Annotated in this window: 17 protein-coding genes, 1 tRNA gene and 1 riboswitch; of the genes, 12 read left to right on the plus strand and 6 right to left on the minus strand. The window is 72.4% G+C overall.

What is annotated here, in order from left to right:
• The first annotated feature begins 387 nt into the window (after positions 1-387).
• Together mfd and HS99_RS28540 are read left to right on the plus strand one after the other, a co-directional pair.
• Positions 388-4,020, plus strand: coding sequence for a transcription-repair coupling factor (gene mfd / locus HS99_RS28535; protein ID WP_030290797.1), 3,633 nt, complete (start codon positions 388-390; stop codon positions 4,018-4,020).
• Between the two features lie 110 nt (positions 4,021-4,130).
• The gene (locus tag HS99_RS28540; protein ID WP_030552294.1) at positions 4,131-5,150 is read left to right on the plus strand and encodes a nucleoside triphosphate pyrophosphohydrolase; all 1,020 of its coding nucleotides are present in this window, start codon (positions 4,131-4,133) and stop codon (positions 5,148-5,150) included.
• 18 nt (positions 5,151-5,168) lie between these two features.
• Here HS99_RS28540 and HS99_RS28545 read toward each other — a convergent pair whose 3' ends face one another.
• Positions 5,169-5,594 (minus strand): SDR family NAD(P)-dependent oxidoreductase, encoded by a 426-nt coding sequence (locus tag HS99_RS28545; protein ID WP_030290801.1) that lies wholly within the window; start codon positions 5,592-5,594, stop codon positions 5,169-5,171.
• Positions 5,595-5,860: 266 nt separating this feature from the next.
• Here HS99_RS28545 and HS99_RS28550 point away from each other — a divergent pair, with 266 nt between their 5' ends.
• From HS99_RS28550 to HS99_RS28580, 7 genes are all read left to right on the plus strand, one after another.
• Positions 5,861-7,162, plus strand: a complete 1,302-nt coding sequence (locus tag HS99_RS28550) for a cytochrome P450 family protein (RefSeq protein WP_030290803.1) — start codon at positions 5,861-5,863, stop codon at positions 7,160-7,162.
• 210 nt (positions 7,163-7,372) lie between these two features.
• Positions 7,373-7,540: riboswitch (cyclic di-AMP (ydaO/yuaA leader) on the plus strand.
• Between the two features lie 5 nt (positions 7,541-7,545).
• Positions 7,546-8,322 carry a LysM peptidoglycan-binding domain-containing protein gene (locus tag HS99_RS47930; protein WP_030290805.1) on the plus strand — a complete coding sequence of 259 codons (777 nt, stop codon included), beginning with the start codon at positions 7,546-7,548 and terminating at the stop codon, positions 8,320-8,322.
• Between the two features lie 261 nt (positions 8,323-8,583).
• The gene (gene eno, locus HS99_RS28560; RefSeq protein WP_030290807.1) at positions 8,584-9,870 is read left to right on the plus strand and encodes a phosphopyruvate hydratase; all 1,287 of its coding nucleotides are present in this window, start codon (positions 8,584-8,586) and stop codon (positions 9,868-9,870) included.
• A gap of 184 nt (positions 9,871-10,054) precedes the next feature.
• Positions 10,055-10,534: an FtsB family cell division protein gene (locus HS99_RS47935; protein WP_050366605.1), complete on the plus strand. Its 480-nt coding sequence runs from the start codon at positions 10,055-10,057 to the stop codon at positions 10,532-10,534.
• The gene (locus tag HS99_RS28570; RefSeq protein ID WP_078656355.1) at positions 10,506-11,183 is read left to right on the plus strand and encodes a DUF501 domain-containing protein; all 678 of its coding nucleotides are present in this window, start codon (positions 10,506-10,508) and stop codon (positions 11,181-11,183) included. The genes HS99_RS47935 and HS99_RS28570 overlap by 29 nt, the downstream gene beginning before the upstream one ends.
• Positions 11,184-11,185: 2 nt before the next feature.
• Positions 11,186-12,121: a Ppx/GppA phosphatase family protein gene (locus tag HS99_RS28575; protein WP_030290815.1), complete on the plus strand. Its 936-nt coding sequence runs from the start codon at positions 11,186-11,188 to the stop codon at positions 12,119-12,121.
• 428 nt (positions 12,122-12,549) lie between these two features.
• Positions 12,550-13,917, plus strand: a complete 1,368-nt coding sequence (locus HS99_RS28580) for an NAD(P)/FAD-dependent oxidoreductase (protein WP_030290818.1) — start codon at positions 12,550-12,552, stop codon at positions 13,915-13,917.
• Between the two features lie 273 nt (positions 13,918-14,190).
• Here HS99_RS28580 and HS99_RS28585 read toward each other — a convergent pair whose 3' ends face one another.
• Complete coding sequence (locus tag HS99_RS28585; protein WP_030290820.1) at positions 14,191-16,746, minus strand: ABC transporter permease; 2,556 nt, start codon at positions 16,744-16,746, stop codon at positions 14,191-14,193.
• Between the two features lie 44 nt (positions 16,747-16,790).
• Positions 16,791-17,603 (minus strand): ABC transporter ATP-binding protein, encoded by an 813-nt coding sequence (locus HS99_RS28590; RefSeq protein ID WP_050366604.1) that lies wholly within the window; start codon positions 17,601-17,603, stop codon positions 16,791-16,793.
• Positions 17,604-17,871: 268 nt separating this feature from the next.
• Between HS99_RS28590 and HS99_RS28595 the strand changes: the two genes are divergently transcribed.
• The 3 genes from HS99_RS28595 (at position 17,872) to HS99_RS28605 (ending at position 19,416) form a co-directional block, all read left to right on the plus strand.
• Positions 17,872-17,953, plus strand: a tRNA-Leu gene (locus tag HS99_RS28595).
• 141 nt (positions 17,954-18,094) lie between these two features.
• Positions 18,095-18,961, plus strand: coding sequence for a Bax inhibitor-1/YccA family protein (locus tag HS99_RS28600; RefSeq protein WP_030286569.1), 867 nt, complete (start codon positions 18,095-18,097; stop codon positions 18,959-18,961).
• Between the two features lie 86 nt (positions 18,962-19,047).
• Positions 19,048-19,416 (plus strand): hypothetical protein, encoded by a 369-nt coding sequence (locus tag HS99_RS28605; protein WP_030286571.1) that lies wholly within the window; start codon positions 19,048-19,050, stop codon positions 19,414-19,416.
• 143 nt (positions 19,417-19,559) lie between these two features.
• Here HS99_RS28605 and HS99_RS43600 read toward each other — a convergent pair whose 3' ends face one another.
• The 3 genes from HS99_RS43600 to HS99_RS28620 form a co-directional block, all read right to left on the minus strand.
• Positions 19,560-20,501: a hypothetical protein gene (locus tag HS99_RS43600; RefSeq protein WP_050366603.1), complete on the minus strand. Its 942-nt coding sequence runs from the start codon at positions 20,499-20,501 to the stop codon at positions 19,560-19,562.
• Between the two features lie 288 nt (positions 20,502-20,789).
• Entirely contained in the window at positions 20,790-22,010 is a 1,221-nt protein-coding gene (locus HS99_RS28615; RefSeq protein WP_030286575.1) for an acetyl-CoA C-acetyltransferase, read from the minus strand.
• Positions 22,011-22,074: 64 nt separating this feature from the next.
• Positions 22,075-23,136: an SGNH/GDSL hydrolase family protein gene (locus HS99_RS28620; RefSeq protein WP_063737954.1), complete on the minus strand. Its 1,062-nt coding sequence runs from the start codon at positions 23,134-23,136 to the stop codon at positions 22,075-22,077.
• Positions 23,137-23,248 lie beyond the last annotated feature (112 nt).

Raw genomic sequence — 23,248 nt, forward strand, 5'->3', positions numbered from 1 at the left:
GGTTGGGTGCGGCGGGCACGTTCACCATGGTGCGCGATCTCCATGGACGGCCAGTGACAGGAGTATGTCCAGTGCGTGGCGGATGGTGGGGTCCGGCCCGGACCGGTGTCCGGCCGGTGCGTCCGCCGGCCGACCGGTGTTCCGTCCAGTGGTTCGCCTGCGGTCGTGTCCCTGACAGTACGGTGGGTGCGCCCGCCGGTCCGTCCCCGCGCGCTCCGGCGCCCGGTCGGCGCGGCCCCGCCGGACTCGTACGCCGCGTGCCCGTCCGTGCCGCGGCGTAGGCTGGAGACCCCCGGCCGCTCGGCGTGCCGGGCCGTTCGCGTTGCCCCGGCGGGCTTCTCGCCGCCCGGAGGCAGCACCAGCCACGGGACGAAGAAGAGACCCCAGATGAGCCTGACCGGACTGCTCGATGTCGTCGCGCGGGACGCGGCGCTCGCCGAGGCGATCGAGGCGGCCACCGCCACCGGAGCCGCGGCCGGCGGCCGCCGCCACCTGGACCTGGTCGGACCGCCCGCCGCCCGGCCGTTCGCGATCGCCGCGCTGGCCCGGGCGCTGGCCGGGCACGCCGCCGGCGAGCGGGGCCGTCCGGTGCTGGCCGTCACCGCCACCGGCCGGGAGGCCGAGGACCTGGCCGCCTCGCTGCGCTCGCTGCTGCCCCCCGACGCGGTCGCCGAGTACCCGGCCTGGGAGACCCTGCCGCACGAGCGGCTGTCGCCCCGGTCGGACACCGTCGGCCGCCGGCTGGCCGTACTGCGCCGGATCGTGCACCCGCGGGCCGACGACCCGGCGGCCGGTCCGGTGCAGGTGATCGTCGCCCCGGTCCGCTCGGTGCTCCAGCCGCAGGTCAAGGGGCTGGCCGAGCTGGAGCCGGTGGCCGTCGGGCGCGGGGAGTCGCACGACCTGGAGGAGGTGGCCCGCCGGCTCGCGGCGGCCGCCTACGCGCGGGTCGAACTGGTCGAGAAGCGCGGCGAGTTCGCCGTCCGCGGCGGCATCCTGGACGTCTTCCCGCCGACCGAGGAGCACCCGCTGCGGGTGGAGTTCTGGGGCGACGACGTCGAGGAGATCCGCTACTTCAAGGTCGCCGACCAGCGCTCGCTGGAGATCGCCGAGCACGGCCTGTGGGCGCCGCCCTGCCGTGAGCTGCTGCTGACCGACGAGGTGCGCGCGCGGGCCGCCGAACTGTCCGCCGAGCAGCCCGGGTTGGCCGAGATCCTGGACAAGATCGCCGAGGGCATCGCGGTCGAGGGCATGGAGTCGCTGGCGCCGGTGCTGGTGGACGACATGGAGCTGCTGGTCGACGTGCTGCCGCTCGGCTCGGTCGCGGTGGTGTGCGACCCGGAGCGGGTCCGCACCCGGGCCGCCGACCTGGTGGCCACCAGCCAGGAGTTCCTGCAGGCCTCCTGGGTCGCCGCGGCGGCCGGCGGGGACCGGCCGATCGACCTGGAGACCATCGACGTCTCCGCCGCCTCGCTGCGCTCGCTCGCCGAGGTGCGCGAGCACGCCGCCGAGATCGGGCTGCCCTGGTGGTCCGTCAGCCCGTTCGCGACCAGCGAGTCCACGGTCGACACCATCCTGGAGTTCGACGCCAACACGCTGACCCTCGGCATGCACGCCGTCGAGGCCTACCGGGGCGACACCGCCCGGGCGATCGCCGACGCCAAGGAGCGGCTGGCCGCCGACTGGCGGGTCGTCATGGTGACGGAGGGCCACGGCCCAGCCTCCCGCCTGGCCGAGGTACTCGGCAACGAGGGCATCCCGGCCCGGCTGGTCGCCGACCTCGCCGAGGCGCCCACCCGGGACGTCGTGTACGTCGCCTGCGGCTCCATCGAGCACGGCTTCGTCGACGAGGCCCTCAAGCTCACCGTCATCACCGAGACCGACCTGTCCGGCCAGAAGTCCTCCACCAAGGACATGCGCCGGATGCCGTCCCGTCGGCGCAACGCGATCGACCCGCTGGCCCTGGTGGCCGGCGACTACGTGGTGCACGAGGCGCACGGCGTCGGCCGGTACGTGGAGATGGTGCAGCGCACCGTCCAGGGCGCCACCCGCGAGTACCTGGTGCTGGAGTACGCCCCCGCCAAGCGCGGCCACCCCGGCGACCGGCTGTTCGTGCCGACCGACCAGCTCGACCAGGTCACCAAGTACGTCGGCGGCGAGGCCCCGACGCTGCACCGGCTCGGCGGCGCGGACTGGGCGAAGACCAAGCAGCGGGCCAAGAAGGCGGTCAAGGAGATCGCCGCCGACCTGATCAGGCTGTACTCGGCGCGGATGGCGGCGCCCGGCCACACCTTCGGCCCGGACACCCCGTGGCAGCGTGAGCTGGAGGACGCCTTCCCGTACGCGGAGACGCCGGACCAGCTGACCACCATCGCCGAGGTCAAGGCCGACATGGAGAAGTCCGTCCCGATGGACCGGCTGATCTGCGGCGACGTCGGCTACGGCAAGACCGAGATCGCCGTCCGGGCCGCCTTCAAGGCGGTGCAGGACGGCAAGCAGGTGGCGGTGCTGGTGCCGACCACGCTGCTGGTGCAGCAGCACTTCTCCACCTTCGCCGAGCGCTACGCCAACTTCCCGGTGACGGTGAAGGCGCTGTCCCGCTTCCAGACCGACAGCGAGGCCAAGGCCGTCCTGGAGGGGCTGTTCGAGGGCTCGGTGGACGTCGTCATCGGCACCCACCGGCTGTTCTCCTCCGAGACCAGGTTCAAGGACCTCGGCCTGGTCATCGTCGACGAGGAGCAGCGCTTCGGCGTCGAGCACAAGGAGCAGCTGAAGAAGCTGCGCGCCAACGTGGACGTGCTCACCATGTCCGCGACGCCGATCCCGCGCACCCTGGAGATGGCGGTCACCGGCATCCGTGAGATGTCCACCATCACCACCCCGCCGGAGGAGCGCCACCCGGTGCTGACCTTCGTCGGGCCGTACGACGAGAAGCAGATCTCGGCCGCGATCCGGCGTGAACTCCTGCGCGAGGGCCAGGTGTTCTACATCCACAACCGGGTGGAGTCGATCGACAAGGCGGCCGCGCGGCTGAAGGACCTGGTGCCCGAGGCGCGGATCGCCACCGCGCACGGGCAGATGGGGGAGACCCAGCTGGAGAAGGTCGTCGTCGACTTCTGGGAGAAGGAGTTCGACGTCCTGGTGTCGACCACGATCGTGGAGTCCGGCATCGACATCTCCAACGCCAACACCCTGATCGTCGAGCGCGGCGACACCTTCGGCCTCTCCCAGCTGCACCAGCTGCGCGGCCGGGTCGGCCGCGGCCGGGAGCGCGGCTACGCGTACATGCTGTACCCGCCGGAGAAGCCGCTCACCGAGACCGCGCACGAGCGCCTGGCCACCATCGCCCAGCACACCGAGATGGGCGCCGGCATGTACGTCGCGATGAAGGACCTGGAGATCCGCGGCGCCGGCAACCTGCTCGGCGGCGAGCAGTCCGGGCACATCGCGGGCGTCGGCTTCGACCTCTACATGCGGATGGTCGGCGAGGCGGTGGCCGAGTTCCGCGAGTCGCTGGCCAACGGCGGCGCGGAGCCGGAGGAGGAGCCGCTGGAGGTGAAGATCGAGCTGCCGGTCGACGCCCATGTGCCGCACGACTACGCGCCCGGCGAGCGGCTGCGGCTGCAGGCCTACCGCTCGATCGCGGCGGTCAACTCGGAGGCGGACATCCAGCAGGTCCGGGACGAACTCGTGGACCGCTACGGGAAGCTGCCGGAGCCGGTGGAGAACCTGCTGCTGGTCGCCGCACTGCGGCTGTACGCCCGGCGGTGCGGGATCTCGGACATCACCCTCCAGGGCTCGAACGTCCGCTTCGGCCCGGTGGAGCTGCGTGAGTCCCAGCAGCTGCGGCTGAACCGGCTCTACCCGCGCAGCCAGGTCAAGGCGGCGGCCCAGCAGCTGCTGGTGCCGCGGCCGAGCACCGGGCGCATCGGCGGCAGGCCGCTGGTCGGGCGGGAGCTGCTGGACTGGTGCACCGAGTTCCTGTCGGCGATGTTCGACGACCTGGCGGGGGCGAAGAAGTAGCCCCCGGCGACCGGCGGCCCGGGCTCCGGCCCGGGCCGCCGTCGCCCTCCGGGATCGGCGGGGTCCGGGCCGGGCGGGGCGGGTAGGTTCGAGGTGTGACGACGAATGCTGTGCCTGCGAACGCTCCGGGCGCGAAGTTGATCCTGCTGACCACCACCCACCGGGTGGCCCCCGGGCTGCTGGCCTGGCCGGCCTGGGAGGCGCTGCGCTCCGCGGGGCGGGTGCTGGTCGCCGACGAGGGGCATCCGCAGGTGGCGGCGGTGCGGCAGGCCGGGGTGACGGTCGAGGTGGTGCCGGCCGGGTCGGCGCCTGCCCTGGCCCGGCTGCTGACCGGGCAGCCGGCGCAGGCCGGGCCGACGGTCTGGCTGGGTGGCCCGGACGGGGACCCGGGGCTGACGGACGCGCTGGCCCGCCTCGCCGTGGAGCACGCCGGCGAGGTGCCGGAGATCGAGGTGCTGCCCGGCTCGTACGACCTGCCCGGGGCCCGGCTGCTGGACCTCGCCTCGGTGATGGACCGGCTGCGCTCGCCCGGCGGCTGCCCGTGGGACGCCGAGCAGACCCACGAGAGCCTGGTGAAGTACCTGGTCGAGGAGGCCTACGAGCTGGTCGAGGCGATCGAGGAGGGGGACCGGGACACGCTGCGCGAGGAGCTGGGCGACGTGCTGCTGCAGGTGTTCTTCCACTCCCGGATCGCCGAGGAGCACCCCACCGAGCCGTTCAGCGTCGACGACGTGGCCGGGGACCTCGTGGACAAGCTGGTGTACCGGCACCCGCACGTGTTCGGAGACGTCGAGGCCGGGGGCGCCGCCGAGGTGGAGGCGAACTGGGAGCAGCTGAAGGCGGCCGAGAAGACGGACCGGGAGTCCGTCCTGGACGGCGTGCCGGCCGGGCTGCCCGCGCTGGCGTACGCGGCGAAGCTGGTGTCCCGGGTGCGCCGGGCCGGTTTCACGGGGGTGCCGGACGAGCCGTACGAGCTGCCGGCCGAGCTGACCGCGGAGTCGGCGGGCCGGCTGCTGCTCGCGGTGACCCAGCGGGCGCACGACGCCGGGGTGGACGTGGACGCGGCGCTGCGCTCGGCCGCGCGCGGCTACCGGGACGCGGTGCGCGCGGCCGAGGGGCTCGAACCGTAGTAGGGCGGGACGGCCGGCTCAGGCGGCCGTGGCGGTGCTCTCCGAGGGGCGACGCTGCGGCGGCACGAGTTCGCCGATGGCCTCGCCGATCAGGGCGACCAGTTCGGCGAGGCGCTCCAGGTCGAGGTGGTCGGGCAGGTCGGCGAGGGAGACGACCCGCTCGCCCTCCGGGCCGGCGACGCAGAAGAGGTCGATCGGCCCGAGGTGCTTCTCGGCGGTGTCGACCAGGGCGGCGACGTCGCTGGGCCGGCGGATGTCGCCGCAGACGCCCACCACCGGGCAGCCCGGCCGGTCGAGTTCGGCGGCGAGGTCCTCGGCGATCCCGACGTGCTGGTCGGCGATCAGCATCCCGGCGGCGCCGGCCGCGGTGAACCGGCGGGCGAGGTCGGCTCCCGAACCGCCGTCGAGTACCGCGATGACGACGACTGCTCCGCTGACCCGCATGGCCTGCTCCTCCCTGTGGGCGGCACCGCACCGGCGCCCACGCGTACTGCGGAGGATCGTAGGCACGTCCTGACCCTCCGCAACAGGGATTACCCCGCAGGTGACCAGGCTCACGCCTGCCGCCCGGGCAAGAGCTGTCCAAGGGCTGTCCACGTGCTGTTGGCGCGCCGCTCACGTGCCGCTCACGGACGGTTCGCGCACCGGTGACGCGGCGGCTCCCCGGCGGTCGTCCCGGGCCCGTGCGGTCCACCGGTTACGGTCGACCCATGCCAGCTCAGCCCGACGGCGTCCAGCCCGCCGCCCAGTCCGCCCCGCAGCTCTTCACCTGGGAGTTCGCGGCCGACCCGTACCCCGCCTACGCCTGGCTGCGCGAGCACGCCCCGGTGCACCGCACCAAGCTGCCGAGCGGGGTGGAGGCCTGGCTGGTGACCAGGTACGCGGACGCCCGGCAGGCACTCGCGGACAGCCGGCTGTCGAAGAACCCGGCGCACCACAGCGAGCAGGCGCACCGCACCGGCCGGGTGGGCATCCCGGGGGAGCGGCAGGCGGACCTGATGACCCACCTGCTGAACATCGACCCGCCGGACCACACCCGGCTGCGCCGCCTGGTGTCGAAGGCGTTCACGCCGCGCCGGGTGGCCGAGTTCGAGCCGCGGGTGCAGCAGCTGACCGACCGGTTGATCGACGGCTTCGCGCAGCGTGGTTCGGCGGACCTGATCCACGAGTTCGCCTTCCCGCTCCCCATCTACGCGATCTGCGACATGCTGGGCGTGCCGGCCGAGGACCAGGACGACTTCCGCGACTGGGCCGGAATGATGATCCGCCATGGAGGCGGCCAACGCGGCGGCGTGGGGCGGGCGGTGAAGCGGATGCGGGCGTACCTGCTGGAGCTGATCCACCGCAAGCGGGCGGACCTCGGCGACGACCTGATCTCCGGTCTGATCCGGGCGAGCGACCACGGCGAGCACCTGACCGAGAACGAGGCCGCCGCGATGGCCTTCATCCTGCTGTTCGCCGGGTTCGAGACGACGGTCAACCTGATCGGCAACGGGACGTACGCGCTGCTGCGCAACCCGGAGCAGCGGGCGCTGCTGCAGGAGTCGGTGGTCCGTGGCGAGACGGCGCTGCTGGAGACCGGGATCGAGGAACTCCTGCGCTACGACGGGCCGGTGGAGCTGGCGACCTGGCGGTTCGCGACCGCGCCGCTGACCGTCGGCGGGGTGGAGATCCCGGTCGGCGACCCGGTGCTGGTGGTGCTCGCGGCGGCGGACCGCGACCCGGCCCGGTTCGCCGACGAGAACACCCTCGACCTGGCCCGGAGCGACAACCCCCACCTGGGCTTCGGGCACGGCATCCACTACTGCATCGGGGCCCCGCTGGCCCGGCTGGAGGGGCGGTCCGCGCTGGCCACGCTGCTTTCCCGGCTGCCCGATCTGCGACTGGCCGAGAGCCCGGAGAACCTGCGCTGGCGAGGTGGCCTGATCATGCGTGGATTGCGCGAACTTCCGGTCGAATTCAGCCCCGAGCCGCGCTCTCCGCACGTCCTTCCTGAGCCACCGACACACTGACCTGACGTCGCTTTTCGGCCTCCAGCGCCCGTATGAACAACCATCAAACCGGACAAAGCTCCGCCGTTGGTAGGCGATCGAACACGGGCCGTAATTGTGGTGTGATGTCGACGATATGAGCTTGTGATTGGTCTGAGGATCTGTCTAGTCTCCCTGGAGTTCGCAGCTGCGGACCCCGTGCGCGGAACGCCGAATCCTGCCCGCCGCGCCACGGGAAACCGACCAGACCCTGGGCAGGGGCGGGGGAACCAGGTTTGTTGCCGTTCCTCCACGGCTTGGGGTGAAGCCGCCCGAGCGGAATCGTTTCCGCTTACGGCGGCCGGGCCACCTCCCGGTCCGAACCCGACAGCTCACCTCGCAGGCGTACGGAGAGGGACCTCTTCATGCTGCTCGTTGGATCTGGCCGTCATCGCCGTCGCACCCAGGCCGAGAAGGCCATCGCCGTCGCCGGGGTGGCCGGCGTCGGACTCGCGCTGCCGCTCCTCACCGCCACCGGCGCCTCCGCCGCCCCGGCCTCCGCCTGGGACTCGGTCGCCCAGTGCGAGAGCGGCGGCGACTGGAGCATCAACACCGGCAACGGCTTCTACGGCGGACTGCAGTTCACCTCCAGCACCTGGAAGGCGTACGGCGGCACCGCCTACGCGGCGCAGGCCAACCAGGCCAGCCGGGCGCAGCAGATCTCGGTCGCCGAGAAGGTGCTCGCCTCGCAGGGCCCGGGCGCCTGGCCGGTCTGCTCCGTCAAGGCGGGTCTGAGCAAGGGCGGCGCCCCGGCGGCCGTGGACACCTCCTCGGACACCAGGGCCCAGAAGCAGCAGGCGGCGCCGAAGCAGCAGGCCCCGAAGCAGCAGGCCCAGAAGGCCGCCCCGAAGCCGGTCCAGCAGTACGCGCCGAAGCACGCCGCGCCGAAGAAGGCCGAGCAGCCCGTCGAGCAGCCGGCCCAGCAGTACACCCCGAAGCACGCGGCCCCGCGCGCCGCCCAGCCGGCCCCGACCCCGCAGACCGGCCACGACTACACCGTCCGCTCCGGTGACACCCTGTCGGGCATCGCCGCCGCCCAGGGCGTGTCCGGCGGCTGGCAGGCGCTGTACGACGGCAACCGCGGCACCGTCGGCGGCGACCCGAACCTGATCGTGCCCGGCCAGGTCCTGCACCTGGGCTGAGACCTGACGGGGGGCCGACCGACCGGTCGGCCCCCTTCATCAGGATTCATCCGCTTTCGTCCGGCTTCGCCCGCCCCGATGGGACAAGCTGGGACAAGCAGGTGAACTACCGGTGGGTAGTGGGGCCACACGCTGAGACGGAGCCGAGGTGGACGTGGTCCCGGGAGCCCGGGCGGTTAGGCTCTGGTCGTAACGACTCCGCAATCCTCCGGCCGACAGCACCACCGTCGGCCGGACCCTGCTTCCGCAAGGAGATGCCTCGTGCCGTCCATCGATGTCGTCGTAGCCCGTGAGATCCTCGACTCCCGCGGCAACCCCACGGTCGAGGTCGAGGTCGGCCTCGACGACGGCAGCACGGGTCGTGCCGCTGTTCCGTCGGGTGCCTCGACCGGCGCCTTCGAGGCGCTGGAGCTGCGCGACGGCGACAAGAACCGCTACTTCGGCAAGGGCGTGGAGAAGGCCGTCCTGGCCGTCATCGAGCAGATCGGCCCGGAGCTGGTCGGCTACGACGCCACCGAGCAGCGCCTGATCGACCAGGCCATGCTCGACCTGGACGCCACCCCGGACAAGTCCTCGCTCGGCGCCAACGCCATCCTGGGCGTCTCGCTGGCCGTCGCGCACGCCGCCTCCGAGGCCAGCGACCTGCCGCTGTTCCGCTACCTGGGCGGCCCGAACGCGCACGTCCTGCCCGTCCCGATGATGAACATCCTCAACGGCGGCTCGCACGCGGACTCCAACGTCGACATCCAGGAGTTCATGATCGCCCCGATCGGCGCGGAGTCCTTCTCGGAGGCCGTCCGCTGGGGCGTCGAGGTCTACCACACCCTCAAGGGCGTGCTGAAGGAGCGCGGCCTGTCCACCGGCCTCGGCGACGAGGGCGGCTTCGCGCCGAACCTGGACAGCAACCGCGAGGCCCTGGACCTCATCACCGAGGCCATCCAGAAGGCCGGCTACGTGCCGGGCCGCGACGTCGCGCTCGCCCTGGACGTCGCCGCCTCCGAGTTCTTCAAGGACGGCGCCTACCAGTTCGAGGGCAAGGCGCTCTCGTCCGCCGAGCTCATCGAGTACTACGCCGAGCTGGTCGCCGCCTACCCGCTGGTCTCCATCGAGGACCCGCTGGACGAGTCGGACTGGGACGGCTGGAAGGCCATGACCGACAAGCTGGGCGACAAGGTCCAGCTGGTCGGCGACGACCTGTTCGTCACCAACCCGGCCCGCCTGGCCAAGGGCATCGAGACCGGCACCGCCAACGCGCTGCTGGTGAAGGTGAACCAGATCGGTTCGCTCACCGAGACCCTGGACGCCGTCGAGCTGGCCCAGCGCAACGGCTACCGCTGCATGATGTCGCACCGCTCCGGCGAGACCGAGGACGTCACCATCGCCGACCTGGCCGTCGCCACCAACTGCGGCCAGATCAAGACCGGCGCCCCGGCCCGCTCCGAGCGCGTCGCCAAGTACAACCAGCTGCTGCGCATCGAGGAGATCCTCGACGACGCCGCCGAGTACGCCGGCCGCGGCGCCTTCCCGCGCTTCCGCTCCGCGGAGTAACGAGCACGGCCGCTCCGCGGACCACTGAGCACAGCAAGCACGAGGGCTGAAAACCCCGGGGCCGAAGGTCCCCGGTAGCGCACGCCTGACCGGTGCCCCGCCGCACACCCCGTAGGGTTGGACGGCGGGGCACCGTCGCGACCAGGAGGGGATACGGGAGATGGCTGGCTGGAGGATCCCGGGCTTGGCGGCCCGGCCTCGGTTCACGAGCCGGGCGACCGTCCTCGTCCTGGTGCTCTGTTCGCTGGTGGCGATCCTGGCCTACCCGACGCGGCAGTTCATCTCCCAGCGCGCCGAGATCTCCGCCCAGCGGGCGAAGGCCGACCACGTGCGCCAGCAGGTCGAGCAGCTGCGCCGGGACAAGGCCCGCTGGCAGGATCCGGAGTACGTCAAGGCGCAGGCCCGTGCCCGGCTGCACTACGCGGTGCCGGGGGAGACCCCGTACATCGCGGCGGATCCGTCCGGTGCGGCCGCCCGGCCGTCCGCCTCCGCCACCGCGACCGGGCCGTCCGCCGACGCGGCGGGCCGCCCGAACGCGGCCAAGCCCTGGTACGCCGGCATCTGGGACTCGGTGGACGCCGCCGACACCGCCGCGCTGGCCCCCGCGACCCCCCGTCCGCTCCCCCCGTCCCCCGTTGGAGACCCCACCCCCCATGACCACTGAGAACCACCCCGCCGTCTCCGACGCCGACGTCGCGGCCATCGCCGCCCAGCTCGGCCGGGTGCCGCGCGGCCTGCGCGCCGTGGCCCACCGCTGCCCCTGCGGCAACCCCGACGTCGTGGAGACGGCCCCCCGCCTGCCGGACGGCACCCCGTTCCCGACGCTGTACTACCTGACCTGCCCCAAGGCCGCCTCGCTGATCGGCACCCTGGAGGCGGAGGGTGTGATGAAGGAGCAGACCGCCCGGCTCGCCGAGGACCCGGAGCTGGCCGCCGCCTACCAGAAGGCGCACGAGGACTACATCGCCCGGCGCGACGCGATCGAGGTGCTGGAGGGCTTCCCGAGCGCCGGCGGCATGCCGGACCGGGTGAAGTGCCTGCACGTGCTGGTCGGCCACTCGCTGGCGGCCGGAGAGGGCGTCAACCCGCTCGGCGACGAGGCGATCGGCATGCTGGAGGACTGGTGGGCCAAGGGCCCGTGCGTCTCCCCGGCCGAGGTCCAGGCGGCCGGTGAGCGGGTCGCCCGCAACCGCGCCAAGGAGCAGGACCACGAGGCCGTGATCGCGGCCAAGCAGCAGAAGACCGCCGAGCGTGCCGCCAAGCGCGCCGCCGAGGAGTCCGCGGGGTCCGCGGCGGAGCAGGAGTCCGAGTGACCATGACCCGCGTGGCCGCGATCGACTGCGGCACCAACTCGATCCGGCTGCTGGTGGCCGACCTCGACCCGGAGACCGGCGAGATCACCGACCTCGACCGCCGGATGATCATCAACCGGCTGGGCCAGGGCGTGGACCGGACCGGCCGGCTGCACCCGGACGCCCTGGCCCGCACCTTCGCGGCCTGCCGGGAGTACCGGGAGATCATCACCGGCTTCGGCGTCGGCCCGGAGCGCACCCGCTTCGTCGCCACCAGCGCCTCCCGGGACGCCGAGAACAGCGACGAGTACGTCAAGGGCGTGCGCGACATCCTGGGCGTCGAGCCGGAGGTGGTGAGCGGCGAGGAGGAGGCGCACCTGTCCTTCGTGGGCGCCACCAAGGAGCTGACCGGTGGCCAGTTCCCCGCCCCCTACCTGGTCTTCGACCTCGGCGGCGGCTCCACCGAGTTCGTGCTCGGCGGGGAGGACGTGCAGGCGGCGCGCTCGGTGGACATCGGTTGCGTGCGGCTGACCGAGCGGCACTTCGGCGGCGCCGAGCTGCCCTCCGAGGAGCAGATCGCCGAGGCCCGGGCGCACGTGCGGGCCGAGCTGGACAAGGCGGAGGAGGTCGTCCCGCTGACCGGCGCGGCCACCCTGGTCGGCCTGGCGGGGACGGTCACCACGGTGTCCGCGATCGCCCAGGACCTGCCCGGGTACGAATCGGCGCGGATCCACCACTCCCGGCTCAGCCGCGAGCGGGTCGCGGAGATCGCCCGTGATCTGCTGTCCGCCACCCACGCCGAGCGCGCGGCCATCCCGTCGATGCACCCGGGCCGGGTGGACGTGATCGCGGCGGGCGCGCTGGAGCTGCTGGAGATCATGGACCGGACCGGCGCCGCCGAGCTGGTCGTGAGCGAGCACGACATCCTGGACGGCATCGCCTGGAGTACGGCCTCCTGACGGTCCGCATGGCTTACCGAACCGGCCCCGGCGCCCCGTTGCGGGTGCCGGGGCCGGGGCGCGCCCGGGCGCGAGTGGAAAAGTTCGTGAATTTCTTCACATGACGATCCAGTCATTCGCCCCACCCCGCCGCCCGCTACGTCCGAATTGTGGGACCGAAGGCCCGCCCCCGATGGGGCCCACTGGATCGCAGGTCAGGCCTCGGTTGGGGTTTGAAAATCGAAATCACGAGCGGGAACCCGGGCCCTGTGCGGATCGTTGCTGCTCAGCCGGGTGGTGCTCCGGCGCGCGTTCACGAGGGGCCGCCGGGGCCCCTGCGCCGGCGCGCCGGTGGCGTTTTTGTGGGCGCGGAGTGTAGCACGGGGTGTCGACGAGCTTGTGACCGGGCTCACGAAGGCTGCTCCGGACGGTGCTGGATACTTTCGGATATGAGCACCACGGAGCGTCCTCGCATCCTCATTGTCGGCGGTGGTTACGTCGGCCTGTATGCCGCGATGCGCATCCTCAAGAAGATGCGCTACGGCGAAGCGACCGTCACGGTCGTGGACCCGCGGTCGTACATGACGTACCTGCCCTTCCTCCCCGAGGCGGCCGGCGGCAACGTCGCGCCCCGCAACCTCGTCGCGCCGCTGCGCAAGACCCTCAAGCAGGCGGAGGTGCTGACCGGGTCCGTCACCGGCATCGACCACGCCCGCAAGGTCGCGACCATCCAGCCGGCGGCCGGCGACAGCTACGAGCTGCCCTTCGAGTACCTGGTCGTCGCGACCGGCTCGGTCTCCCGCACCTTCCCGATCCCGGGTCTGGCGGAGAACGGCATCGGCATGAAGACGGTCGAGGAGGCCATCGGCCTCCGCAACCACGTCATGGCCCAGCTCGACAAGGCCGAGTCCACCTCGGACGAGGAGGTCCGCCGCAAGGCCCTGACCTTCGTCGTCATCGGCGGCGGCTTCGCCGGCATCGAGACGGTCGCCGAGATCGAGGACATGGCGCGCGACGCGTCGAAGCTGTACAAGACGGTCAGCCGCGACGACATGCGCTTCGTCGTGGTCGAGGCCGCCAACCGCATCCTCCCCGAGATGGGCCCGGACCTCGGTCTGTGGACCAAGGAGAAGCTGGAGGAGCGGAACATCGAGGTCTACATCGAGACCTCGATGGACTCCTGCATCGACGGCCACGTCATGCTGAAGAACGGCATGGAGATGGACGCCGCCACCATCGTGTGGACGGCCGGCGTGAAGCCGAACCCGGTGCTGGCCAACTTCGGCCTGCCGCTGGGCCCGCGCGGCCACGTCGACACCGCGCCGACCCTCCAGGTCCAGGGCTTCGACTACGTCTGGTCCGCCGGCGACAACGCCCAGGTCCCGGACCTCGCCGCCGGCGAGGGCGCCTGGTGCCCGCCGAACGCCCAGCACGCCTGCCGCCAGGCCGTCGTCCTCGGTGACAACGTCATCTCCGGCATGCGGGGCTTCCCGCAGAAGGAGTACAAGCACAAGAACCTGGGTGCGGTCGCCGGTCTCGGCCTGCACAAGGGCGTGGCGATCCTCTTTGGCAAGTACAAGCTGAAGGGCCGTCCGGCCTGGTGGTTCCACCGCCTGTACCACGGCGCGATGGTGCCGACCTTCAACCGCAAGGTCCGGGTCTTCACCGACTGGACCCTCGCGATGTTCCTGAAGCGCGAGGCGGTGGGCCTCTCCCAGATGGAGAACCCGCAGCTTCCGATCCAGGAGGTCACGCCGCCCACCAAGCCCGTCGAGGCCGCGAAGCCGGCCGCCGACAAGGAGCTCGCCAGCAAGTAAGCGACTGGACCCCGGTGTGGGAGCGCCGGGGTATGAGTCGGAGGCCCTCCGCCCGGCAGTGTCGCCGGACCACGACCTCCGTGGTGCTCAGCCGGCCGTGCGACCGGGCGGAGTACAGCAGTAGAAGAGCCCCTGCCGAAACCCTCCGGCAGGGGCTCTTGCCGTGTCCCGGGACGGCCTCCACAGGTCCGCGCCCGACCACGGGTCCGCCCCCGGCCACAGGTCCGCCCCCGGCCGCGGGTGCGACCGGGGGCGGGAGCCGGTGCCGGGGCGTCAGTCCGTCTTGATGCTCTCCAGGATGTCCAGCTTGGCCGCCCGGCGGGCCGGCCAGATCGCGGCCACCAGGCCGACCAGCCCGGCCAGGCCCAGGAAGACCGCCAGCTGGCCGTACGGCAGGACGGTGGTCAGCCCGGCCAGGCTGGACTTCAGCGTCCCGTTGATCGCCCAGGCGATGAAGCAGCCGAGCAGCAGGCCGATCCCGGCGCCGAAGAGCGAGATCACCACCGACTCCAGCCGGACCATCCGCTTGATGCCGCTGCGGTCCAGGCCGATCGCCCGCAGCATCCCGATCTCGCGCTTGCGCTCGAAGACCGACATGGCCAGCGTGTTGATCACGCCGAGGACGGCGATCAGGACCGCCATGCCCAGCAGGCCGTACATCAGGTTCAGCGCGAAGGTGATGACCTGGCTGAAGTCGTCCCGGACGTCCTGCTTGGACTTGACCTCGATCACCGGGTTGGCGCCGGTGGCGTCCTTGAGCGCCTGCTTGAGCTCGGGGGTGGCGCCGTTCTTGCCCCTGACCAGCACGTCGGCGACGTACGGCTTCGGGTCGTGCTTCGCGATCTCGCTGTTGGCCAGCAGGACCGGGCCGAGCATGCCGCCCTTCTCGTACACGCCGCCGACGGTGAGCGGGCCGGTGGAGCCGTCCGGGAAGGTGGCGGTCATCGTCGAGCCGGTGGCGACGTTGAACTTGGTGGCGACGTCCTGGTCCACCAGCAGCTGGCCCTTGCCGAGTGCGTCGGCGGAACCGCTGGTCAGCTTGATCTCGGCGAGCTGCTCGAAGGCGGCCGCGTCCAGGCCGCTGATCGCCTTCGAGGTGCCGTCGAGCTTCCAGTAGGCGGCGGTCATCGGCGAGGAGGCCGCCACGCCGGGGGCCTTGGCGATCTGGGCGGGCACCTGGCCGGACAGGTTCATGCCGTTGGCGGTCGAGACGATGTAGTCGGCCTTCATCGACTTGGTGACGGCCCGGTCGATGGTGTCGCCGATCGAGGTGCCGAGCACCGTCAGACCGGTGACCAGGGTCAGCCCGATGGTGAGTGCGGCGGCGGTGGCGGCGGTGCGGCGCGGGTTGCGCACCGCGTTCTGCTGGGCGAGCTTGCCCGGGGTGCCGCCCAGGGCCCGCAGCAGCGGGCCGACCAGCGCGACCACCGGGCGGGAGAGCAGCGGCAGCAGGACGAACACGCCGATCAGGGCCAGGAAGGCACCCGCGCCGACCGGCAGCCGGCCGCTGTCGTTGCCGGTGGAGGCGCCGTAGCCGATCAGTGCCAGGCCGCCGCCGGCGAGCACCGAGCCGATGGTGTTGCGGACCACCAGGCTCTTCTGACTGGCCGGCTGGTCGCCGCTGCTCATCGCCGCCACCGGGGCGATCCGGGCGGCGCGCATGGCCGGCAGCAGGGCGGACAGGACCGTCACCAGGACGCCGACCACGAGGGTCGCCACGACGGTGAGCGGCTTGACCACCAGCGAGCCGTTCGGCATGTTCTCGTTCAGCGAGCCGATCAGGGACTGCATCCCGGCGCCGATCCCGATGCCCGCCAGCAGACCGGCCGTTGCGGAGACGACGCCGATCACCAGCGCCTCGATCAGCACCGAGCGGGTCACCTGCTTGCGGCTGGCGCCGATCGCCCGCAGCAGCGCGAGCTCCCTGGTGCGCTGGGCGACCAGCATGGTGAAGGTGTTGGCGATGATGAAGATGCCGACGAAGAGCGAGATGAAGGCGAAGACCAGCAGCATGGTGCGCATGCTGTCGGTGCCCTGGGTGATCTGCGCCTGCTCGTCGGCCTGCAGCTTGGTGCCGGTCTCGACGTCGAACTGGTGGCCGGTCACCTTGGGCTCGACCTGGGCGAGCAGCGCGTCCTGGGAGGTGCCGGGCTTGGCGGTGAGCACGATGCTGCTGTAGCGGCCCGGCTCCAGCAGCGTCTGCTGGGCGGTGGCCTTGTCGAACAGGGTGAGCGTGCCGCCGGTGTTCACCACCGGGTCGTCGGTGGTGAAGACGCCGGTGAGCTTGGCCTCGATCACCGGCCCGTTGGCGGCCACCCGCACGGTGTCGCCGACCTTGTAACCCGCCTTGTCGGCGGTCCTGCGGTCGAGGGCGATCTCCTTGGCGTTCTTCGGGCCCTGGCCCTCGACCATCGGGTAGCGCGGGTCCCGGCCGTCCTGGCCGGGCGCGAAGTTGGCGCCCTTGGCGGACCAGACCTGGCCGATCAGGTCGCCCTTCTTGTCGGCGACCCCGGTGAAGCCGCCGGCCACGCCGCGGGCGCCGGCCGCGCCCGGCAGCGAGGCCAGCTGCTGGACGGTTTCGTCGGTGAGCGTGGCGGAGCCGCCCTCGCTCTTCTCCCTGGCGGAGGCCCTGGAGCCGGCCGAGCGGTCCACGACCTGGACGGCGATGTCCGAGTAGCTCTTGGAGTTGCTGTCCCGCAGGGCCTTGCCGAAGGTGTCGGAGAAGACCATGGTGCCGGCGACGAACGCCGTGCCGAGCATGACGGCCAGTGCCGTCATCAGCAGTCGGCCCTTGTGGGCCAGCACGTTGCGCAGTGCGGTGCGATACATGAGGTGTCCTGGGAATCGAGGGCGTCGGGCGTACGGGCCGGGTGTCAGCTGGTGCGGCCCTTGGCCTCGAAGCGGCGCATGCGGTCCAGGACGGTGTCGGCGGTCGGGGCGTGGAGTTCGTCGACGATGCGGCCGTCGGCGAGGAAGACGACGCGGTCGGCGTAGGAGGCGGCGACCGGGTCGTGGGTGACCATGACGACGGTCTGGCCGAGTTCGCGCACGGAGTTGCGCAGGAAGGAGAGGATCTCGGCGCCGGAGCGGGAGTCGAGGTTGCCGGTGGGTTCGTCGGCGAAGATGATGTCGGGCTTTCCGGCGAGGGCGCGGGCGCAGGCGACGCGCTGCTGCTGGCCGCCGGAGAGCTGGGAGGGGCGGTGGCCGAGGCGGCCGGACAGGCCGACGGTGTCGACGACGCGGTCGAGCCAGGCCTGGTCGGCCTTGCGGCCGGCGATGTCCATCGGCAGGGTGATGTTCTCCAGGGCGGTCAGGGTGGGGAGCAGGTTGAAGGCCTGGAAGATGAAGCCGATGTGGTCGCGGCGCAGCTGGGTGAGCTGCTTGTCCTTGAGGCCGACGAGTTCGGTGTCGCCGATGGTGGTGGAGCCGGAGGAGACGGTGTCCAGGCCGGCCATGCAGTGCATGAGGGTGGACTTGCCGGAGCCGGAGGGGCCCATGATGGCGGTGAACTCGCCCTGGGGGAAGGTCACGCTGACGTTGTCGAGGGCGACGACCCGGGTCTCCCCCTCCCCGTAGACCTTGTTCAGACCGGTGGCGCGGGCGGCCGCCAGGCCGGTGTGGACGGCGGTTGCGGTCGACGTGGTCACGGGGGTGCTCCTTGCTGGTTCGCGGATTCGTACCCCCATGCTCCGTTACGTGATCATGGTCCGGCGTCGCTCCGCCGGACGGTTGGCCCGACCGCCGCTGGGTGTAGGGAGGGGCGGCACCCTCCTCCTGCGGTATGACGGGAACCCTGAGGTCGGGCGCGGTGGCCGGGCGGTGGCCGGAATCACCGTGCTTCGTGGCCGAATTCCGAACTGTTCGTCAGATGGCAAGGAAACATGACAACTTCCCGGGCCGGGAACATGCGAAAGAGTGATCCGGGCGACTACTCTCAGGGGTGGTTCGCAGGACGCCCGGATGGTGGAACGCAGACACGGGCAGCTTAAAACTGCTTGGCCGCGAGGCCGTGCCGGTTCGAGTCCGGCTCCGGGCACCGCAACGACCCGCGGGGGCGCCACCGGCGTCCCCGCCGGGAGTCGTTCACCGGATCCTCCTCGCGGCGTATCCCGAAATTTTTGCCAAGCCATTACCCTGGTGCGCGGGCGGTGCAGTGCCGCCACGGAGGGAATGAGCAATGAGAAGCAGCAACCCGGTCTTCTCGCGGGAGGGGTCGTTCACCCGCGAGCCCGGCTACGCGGGGTTCGGAACGAGCGGTCAGGCCGGGGGCCCGTACGGCAACCCCTACGCGGGGACGCAGTACGCGCAGCCCCAGGGGCAGGGCCCGCTGACGGACGACCAGCTCCACCAGATGTACGGCGGTCCGTCGGCCGGCCCCGCGGCCACCGGGCGGATGACGCTCGACGACGTGGTCGCCCGCACCGCCATGACGCTGCTGACCGTGGTCGTGGCCGGCGCGGTGTCCTGGCTGACCCTGCCGTTCGAGAACTACGGCTTCGCGATCGGCGCCTCGCTGGTCGCCGCGATCGTCGGTCTGGTCGTCCAGTTCCGGGAGAAGATCAGCCCCGCCCTGGTGCTGGCCTACGCGGCGTTCCAGGGCTTCGCGCTGGGTGCGACCACCCACGTCCTCAACACCATCTGGTCCGGCATCGCGATCCAGGCGGTCGTCGGCACGGCGGTGGTCTTCGGCGCGACGCTCTACGTCTACAAGAGCGGTCGGCTCCGGGTCGGCTCGAAGTACCGCCGGATCGGCCTGGCGATCGGCCTGGGCTTCTCGGGGCTGTTGCTGATCAACTGCATCGCCTGGGCGTTCGGTGGGGGCCTCAACACCTGGGGCGGCCCGCTGGGCTTCGGCATCGGCCTGCTCGGCGTCGCCATCGGCGCGTTCTACCTGACGCTGGACTTCAGTGAGGTCGAGGAGGCGATCGCCCGGGGTGCCCGGCAGGAGGAGGCCTGGCGCGCCGCCTTCGGGCTCACCTTCTCGCTGGTGTGGATCTACGTCGAGATGATGCGCCTCATCGCGAGCCTGCGCGGCGACGACTGACGCCCACTCCCCGCCGTACCACTGCCGCCGGGCCCCGGAGCCGACCGCTCCGGGGCCCGGCGGCGTTTGTGGTTAGGCTCCTGTGCATGCATGACGTACAGCCCCTGGTCGAAGCCGTCGACAAACTGGCGGATCGTTTCCGCTCGCTGCCGCAGAGCAAGTTGCTGGGCGCGGTGCCCGGGCACCCCTCGCGGGCGGCGGCCGCGCTGGCGCTGGCCCGGCGGCTGGCCGCGCTCGCGCTGGCGGCGGAGGGCGGGCCGGAGCGGGAGTTCCCGGACGCCGGGGCCTTCGCGGCGGGGGACCAGCTGGCCGTCGCGGGGCACGACCTGGCGGCCGCGCTGGCGGCCCTGCCGGAGGGCGCCGCGGTGGCGCTGCCGGACGGGCCGGCGGCGGCGGCCGAGGTGCTGGCCGGGGCGGTGGCCGCGGTGCGGGAGACCGCCGAGCTCTGCGCCTGACCGAGCCTCGACGCCCCTGACCCCCGACGCGTTCGGGCCGGCGCGGGTAGGGGACGGCGCGGGCGCGGACACGCCGAAGGCCGGCCGGGTAACTAACCCCTTGGCCCGGCCGGCCTTCGGTCCCGCTGCTGGGTGAGGTGACGTCAGATGCTGGCGACCACCCGGTCCGCGAGCACGTAGACGGTTTCGTCGTCGGTGGAGAAGGTCAGCGAGTACGAGCCGGAGAAGCGCGAGCCGCCGAGCAGCCGGACGTGCTCACCGGCACGGACCGCGTCGATCAGCCGGTAGGCGGCCTCCCGGTCGCCCGGGGCCACGCACAGCGTGGTGCCGTCGGCGAAGGCGTACACGTCCAGGGTGCCCAGCGGGCCCGGGCGGACGTCGACCAGGGCGACGGCCTCCTCGGCAAGGGCGGCGAGCCGGGTGTCGGTCCACTCCCGGGAGGGCGACTGGCTCGGCACGAAGTCGGGGTGCGAGGGGTGGCGGCGCGGGTCGGGCACGGCGACCGGGGCGTCCTCCACGACCGGCTCGGCGTCCAGCAGTCCGGCCTCCAGGCCGGTGGCCAGCAGGTCGGCCTCGCGGCGGGCTCGGGCGTCCTTGGAAGGCTCGCCGACCGGGTGGCCGGGGCGCAGCGGGGCGCCGCCCTCGCCGCCGGGCTCGGCCGGGCCGGTGCCGCCCTCGCCGATCAGGTCCTCCAGCGCGGAGCGCAACGCCTCGCCGAACTCCGGGTCCATCGTCCCGGCGTTGTCGGCGGCATCCTGCGGGCCGGTGGGGCGGGGGAAGAACACCGGCCACTCGGCGGTGCCGGTGAAGGCACCGGTGAACGGGGAGTCGAACAGTGGAGCGTCCTCGGCCGCGCGGGCCTCCTGCTCGGCCCAGAACGCCCGGGCCTCGGTGATCTCCCGCTCGCGGTCGGCGGCGAGCGCCTCGCCGACGGCCCGGCGTATCGCGGCCTCGTCCACCGGTGCGGGCACGGTCGGGGCCGCGGCCTGCGCGTCCAGCCGGCGGGAGATCCCGCGCAGGCGGAGCAGCACGGCGGACGACACGGTGATCAGGATCAGCAGCAGGATGGTGTAGACGACGCTCACGGAACGTACTCCTAGCGCGGAGCGGAACGGGGTTACGTGTCCACACTGCCGTATGCGGGGCTGTTACCGCAGTGGCGAATGTCTAATTCGTCCGGGAGTTTCGCGCTTGTCCCCAAATTGTTAGGTAACACCCTTCTACGCAGTGGAGTTGATCCGCTCCGCAGTGTCGATTTCGGGACCGGAAATGACAGAGAAGAGGGCCGGATCGACCTCTCGGTGTGATCCGGCCCTCAATTACCCAGTGTCACTCCAAACGGGTGGTCCAGACCCTTCGGGAGTGCGGGAGGGTCAGCTGAGGCGCTCGATGACCATGGCCATGCCCTGGCCGCCGCCGACACACATGGTCTCCAGACCGAACTGCTTGTCGTGCCACTGCAGGGAGTTGATCAGCGTGGTGGTGATCCGGGCGCCGGTCATGCCGAAGGGGTGGCCGACCGCGATGGCGCCGCCGTTGACGTTCAGCTTGTCCAGGTCGATGCCCAGGTCGCGGTAGGAGGGGATCACCTGGGCCGCGAAGGCCTCGTTGATCTCGACCAGGTCGATGTCGTCGATGGTCAGGCCGGCCCGCTTGAGCGCCTGCCGGGAGGCCTCGACCGGGCCGTAGCCCATGATCTCGGGGGACAGGCCGCTGACGCCGGTGGAGACCACCCGGGCGAGCGGGGTGATGCCGAGCTCGCGGGCCTTGGTGTCGGACATGATGACCAGCGCGGCCGCGCCGTCGTTCAGCGGGCAGCAGTTGCCGGCGGTGACGGTGCCGTCCGGGCGGAACACCGGCTTCAGGCCGGACACGCCCTCCAGGGTCACGCCGGCGCGCGGGCCGTCGTCGGTGCTGACCACGGTGCCGTCCGGCAGCGTGACCGGGGTGATCTCGCGCTCCCAGAAGCCGGCCTTGATGGCGGCCTCGGCGAGGTTCTGCGAGCGGACGCCGAACTCGTCCTGCTCGGCGCGGGTGATGCCCTTGAGCGCCGCGAGGTTCTCGGCGGTCTGGCCCATCGCGATGTAGGCGTCCGGCACCAGGCCGTCCTCGCGCGGGTCGTGCCACTCCCCGCCGCCCTCCTCGGCGCGCTTGGCGGTGCGGGCCTGGGCCTCGTCGAAGATCGGGTTCATGGTGCCCGGCAGGCCGTCCGAGGTGCCCTTGATGCTGCGCGAGACGGTCTCGACACCGGCCGAGACGAAGACGTCGCCCTCGCCGGCCCTGATCGCGTGCAGCGCCATCCGCGTGGTCTGCAGCGAGGAGGAGCAGTAGCGGGTGATGGTGGCGCCGGGCAGGTAGTCCATGCCCATCTGGACAGCCACGATGCGGGCCAGGTTGTGGCCCTGCTCGCCGCCGGGCAGGCCGCAGCCGAGCATCAGGTCGTCGATCTGGCGCGGGTCGAGCTGCGGGACCTTGGCCAGGGCGGCCTGGATGATGTGGGCCGTCAGGTCGTCCGGGCGGACGTCCTTGAGCGAGCCCTTGAAGGCCCGGCCGATCGGCGAACGGGCGGCGCTGACGATGACGGCTTCGGGCATTGCGGGCTCCTCGCTGAGTGACGGCGGACTTGGCGGTCCGGGAGGAAAGCTACCGGTTGGTAGCTCAACCGTCACCGGCCCCGGCGTGTGAGCTGGCCGACGTGTTCCCGGGGTCCGCGCCGGGTTCCGTCGGCGCCTCCGCGCCGACCCGCAGCCGGTGGCGCAGCAGGGCCCAGCGCCGGCCCGTGCCTTCCGCCTCCACGGCCGCCACCTCGGTGCCCGCCCGCCCGGCCGCCGCCGCGGCGGCCAGCGCGACCGGCAGCACCGACTCACCCGGAACGGCGGCGCTCGGCCGCTCCTCCTCCGGCCACAGGCCCAGCGCGGCGCACACCGAGGGCAGGACGGCCATCGCGGCGGTGGCGTAGCCCTGGGCGGAGGGGTGGTAGCGGTCGGCGGCGAACATCTCCGGGCGGGCGGCGAACTCCGGGCCGAGCAGCGAGCCCAGCGAGACGGTGCGGCCGCCCGCCTCCACCACCGCGATGGTCTGCGCGGCGGCCAGCTGGCGGCTCAGCCGCCGGGCCACCCAGCGCAGCGGCGGGCGCACCGGCTTGATCGTCCCGAGGTCCGGGCAGGTGCCGACCACCACCTCGCAGCCGTTCGCGCGCAGCGCGGCGACGGCCTCGCCGAGCTGCCGGACGGCGACCTGGGCGGGGCTGTGCCGGGTCACGTCGTTGGCCCCGATCATGATCACCGCGATGTCCGGGCGGTGTCGCAGGGCCTGCTCCAGCTGGCCGGGGAGGTCGGCGGAGCGGCCGCCGGACCGGGCCACGTTGACCAACCGCACCGGGCGCTCGGCCACCGAGGCCAGGCCGGCCGCCAGCAGCGCGCCCGGGGTCTCGCGGGCCCGGGCCACCCCGAGCCCGGCGCCCGTGGAGTCGCCGAGGACGGCCAGCACCAGCGGCGCCTGCGGGGCGGCGCAGCGGTCGGCGAAGGCCTCGCCGTAGACCCCGTCGGCCTTGGGCGGGACGGTCTCCAGGACGCCGATGGCCTGGATGGCGAGCTTGCTCTCGGTCAGCAGCAGGCCCACCAGGCCCACGCCGAGCAGGCCGAGGCCCCCGCCGCCGTACGCCGCGGCGGTGGCGATCCGGCGGGCCACCCGGGCCCGTGAGTCCTGTGCGCCTGGCATCCGGCGCCCCCTTCGCGTCCTCGTGCCGTCCCCTCGAGGCACGGCAACGCCTGCACAGCGCTCTTACCCGGACCGGGGGTGGGACTACCGGCGGCACGGGCGGAGGTGGGCC

Origin of the sequence: Kitasatospora aureofaciens (genome assembly GCF_001188955.3) — a bacterium.
GTDB lineage: Bacteria > Actinomycetota > Actinomycetes > Streptomycetales > Streptomycetaceae > Kitasatospora > Kitasatospora aureofaciens.

Bases quoted from the DNA above. Each gene is read 5' to 3' on its own strand.
- HS99_RS28590 (WP_050366604.1), bottom strand. From the start codon at position 17,603: ATGGGGGTACGAATCCGCGAACCAGCAAGGAGCACCCCCGTGACCACG.
- HS99_RS28605 (WP_030286571.1), top strand. From the start codon at position 19,048: ATGCATGACGTACAGCCCCTGGTCGAAGCCGTCGACAAACTGGCGGAT.
- HS99_RS47930 (WP_030290805.1), top strand. From the start codon at position 7,546: ATGCTGCTCGTTGGATCTGGCCGTCATCGCCGTCGCACCCAGGCCGAG.
- mfd (WP_030290797.1), top strand. From the start codon at position 388: ATGAGCCTGACCGGACTGCTCGATGTCGTCGCGCGGGACGCGGCGCTC.
- HS99_RS28615 (WP_030286575.1), bottom strand. From the start codon at position 22,010: ATGCCCGAAGCCGTCATCGTCAGCGCCGCCCGTTCGCCGATCGGCCGG.
- HS99_RS28545 (WP_030290801.1), bottom strand. From the start codon at position 5,594: ATGCGGGTCAGCGGAGCAGTCGTCGTCATCGCGGTACTCGACGGCGGT.
- HS99_RS28585 (WP_030290820.1), bottom strand. From the start codon at position 16,746: ATGTATCGCACCGCACTGCGCAACGTGCTGGCCCACAAGGGCCGACTG.
- HS99_RS28550 (WP_030290803.1), top strand. From the start codon at position 5,861: ATGCCAGCTCAGCCCGACGGCGTCCAGCCCGCCGCCCAGTCCGCCCCG.
- HS99_RS28600 (WP_030286569.1), top strand. From the start codon at position 18,095: ATGAGAAGCAGCAACCCGGTCTTCTCGCGGGAGGGGTCGTTCACCCGC.
- HS99_RS28580 (WP_030290818.1), top strand. From the start codon at position 12,550: ATGAGCACCACGGAGCGTCCTCGCATCCTCATTGTCGGCGGTGGTTAC.
- HS99_RS28575 (WP_030290815.1), top strand. From the start codon at position 11,186: ATGACCCGCGTGGCCGCGATCGACTGCGGCACCAACTCGATCCGGCTG.
- HS99_RS28620 (WP_063737954.1), bottom strand. From the start codon at position 23,136: ATGCCAGGCGCACAGGACTCACGGGCCCGGGTGGCCCGCCGGATCGCC.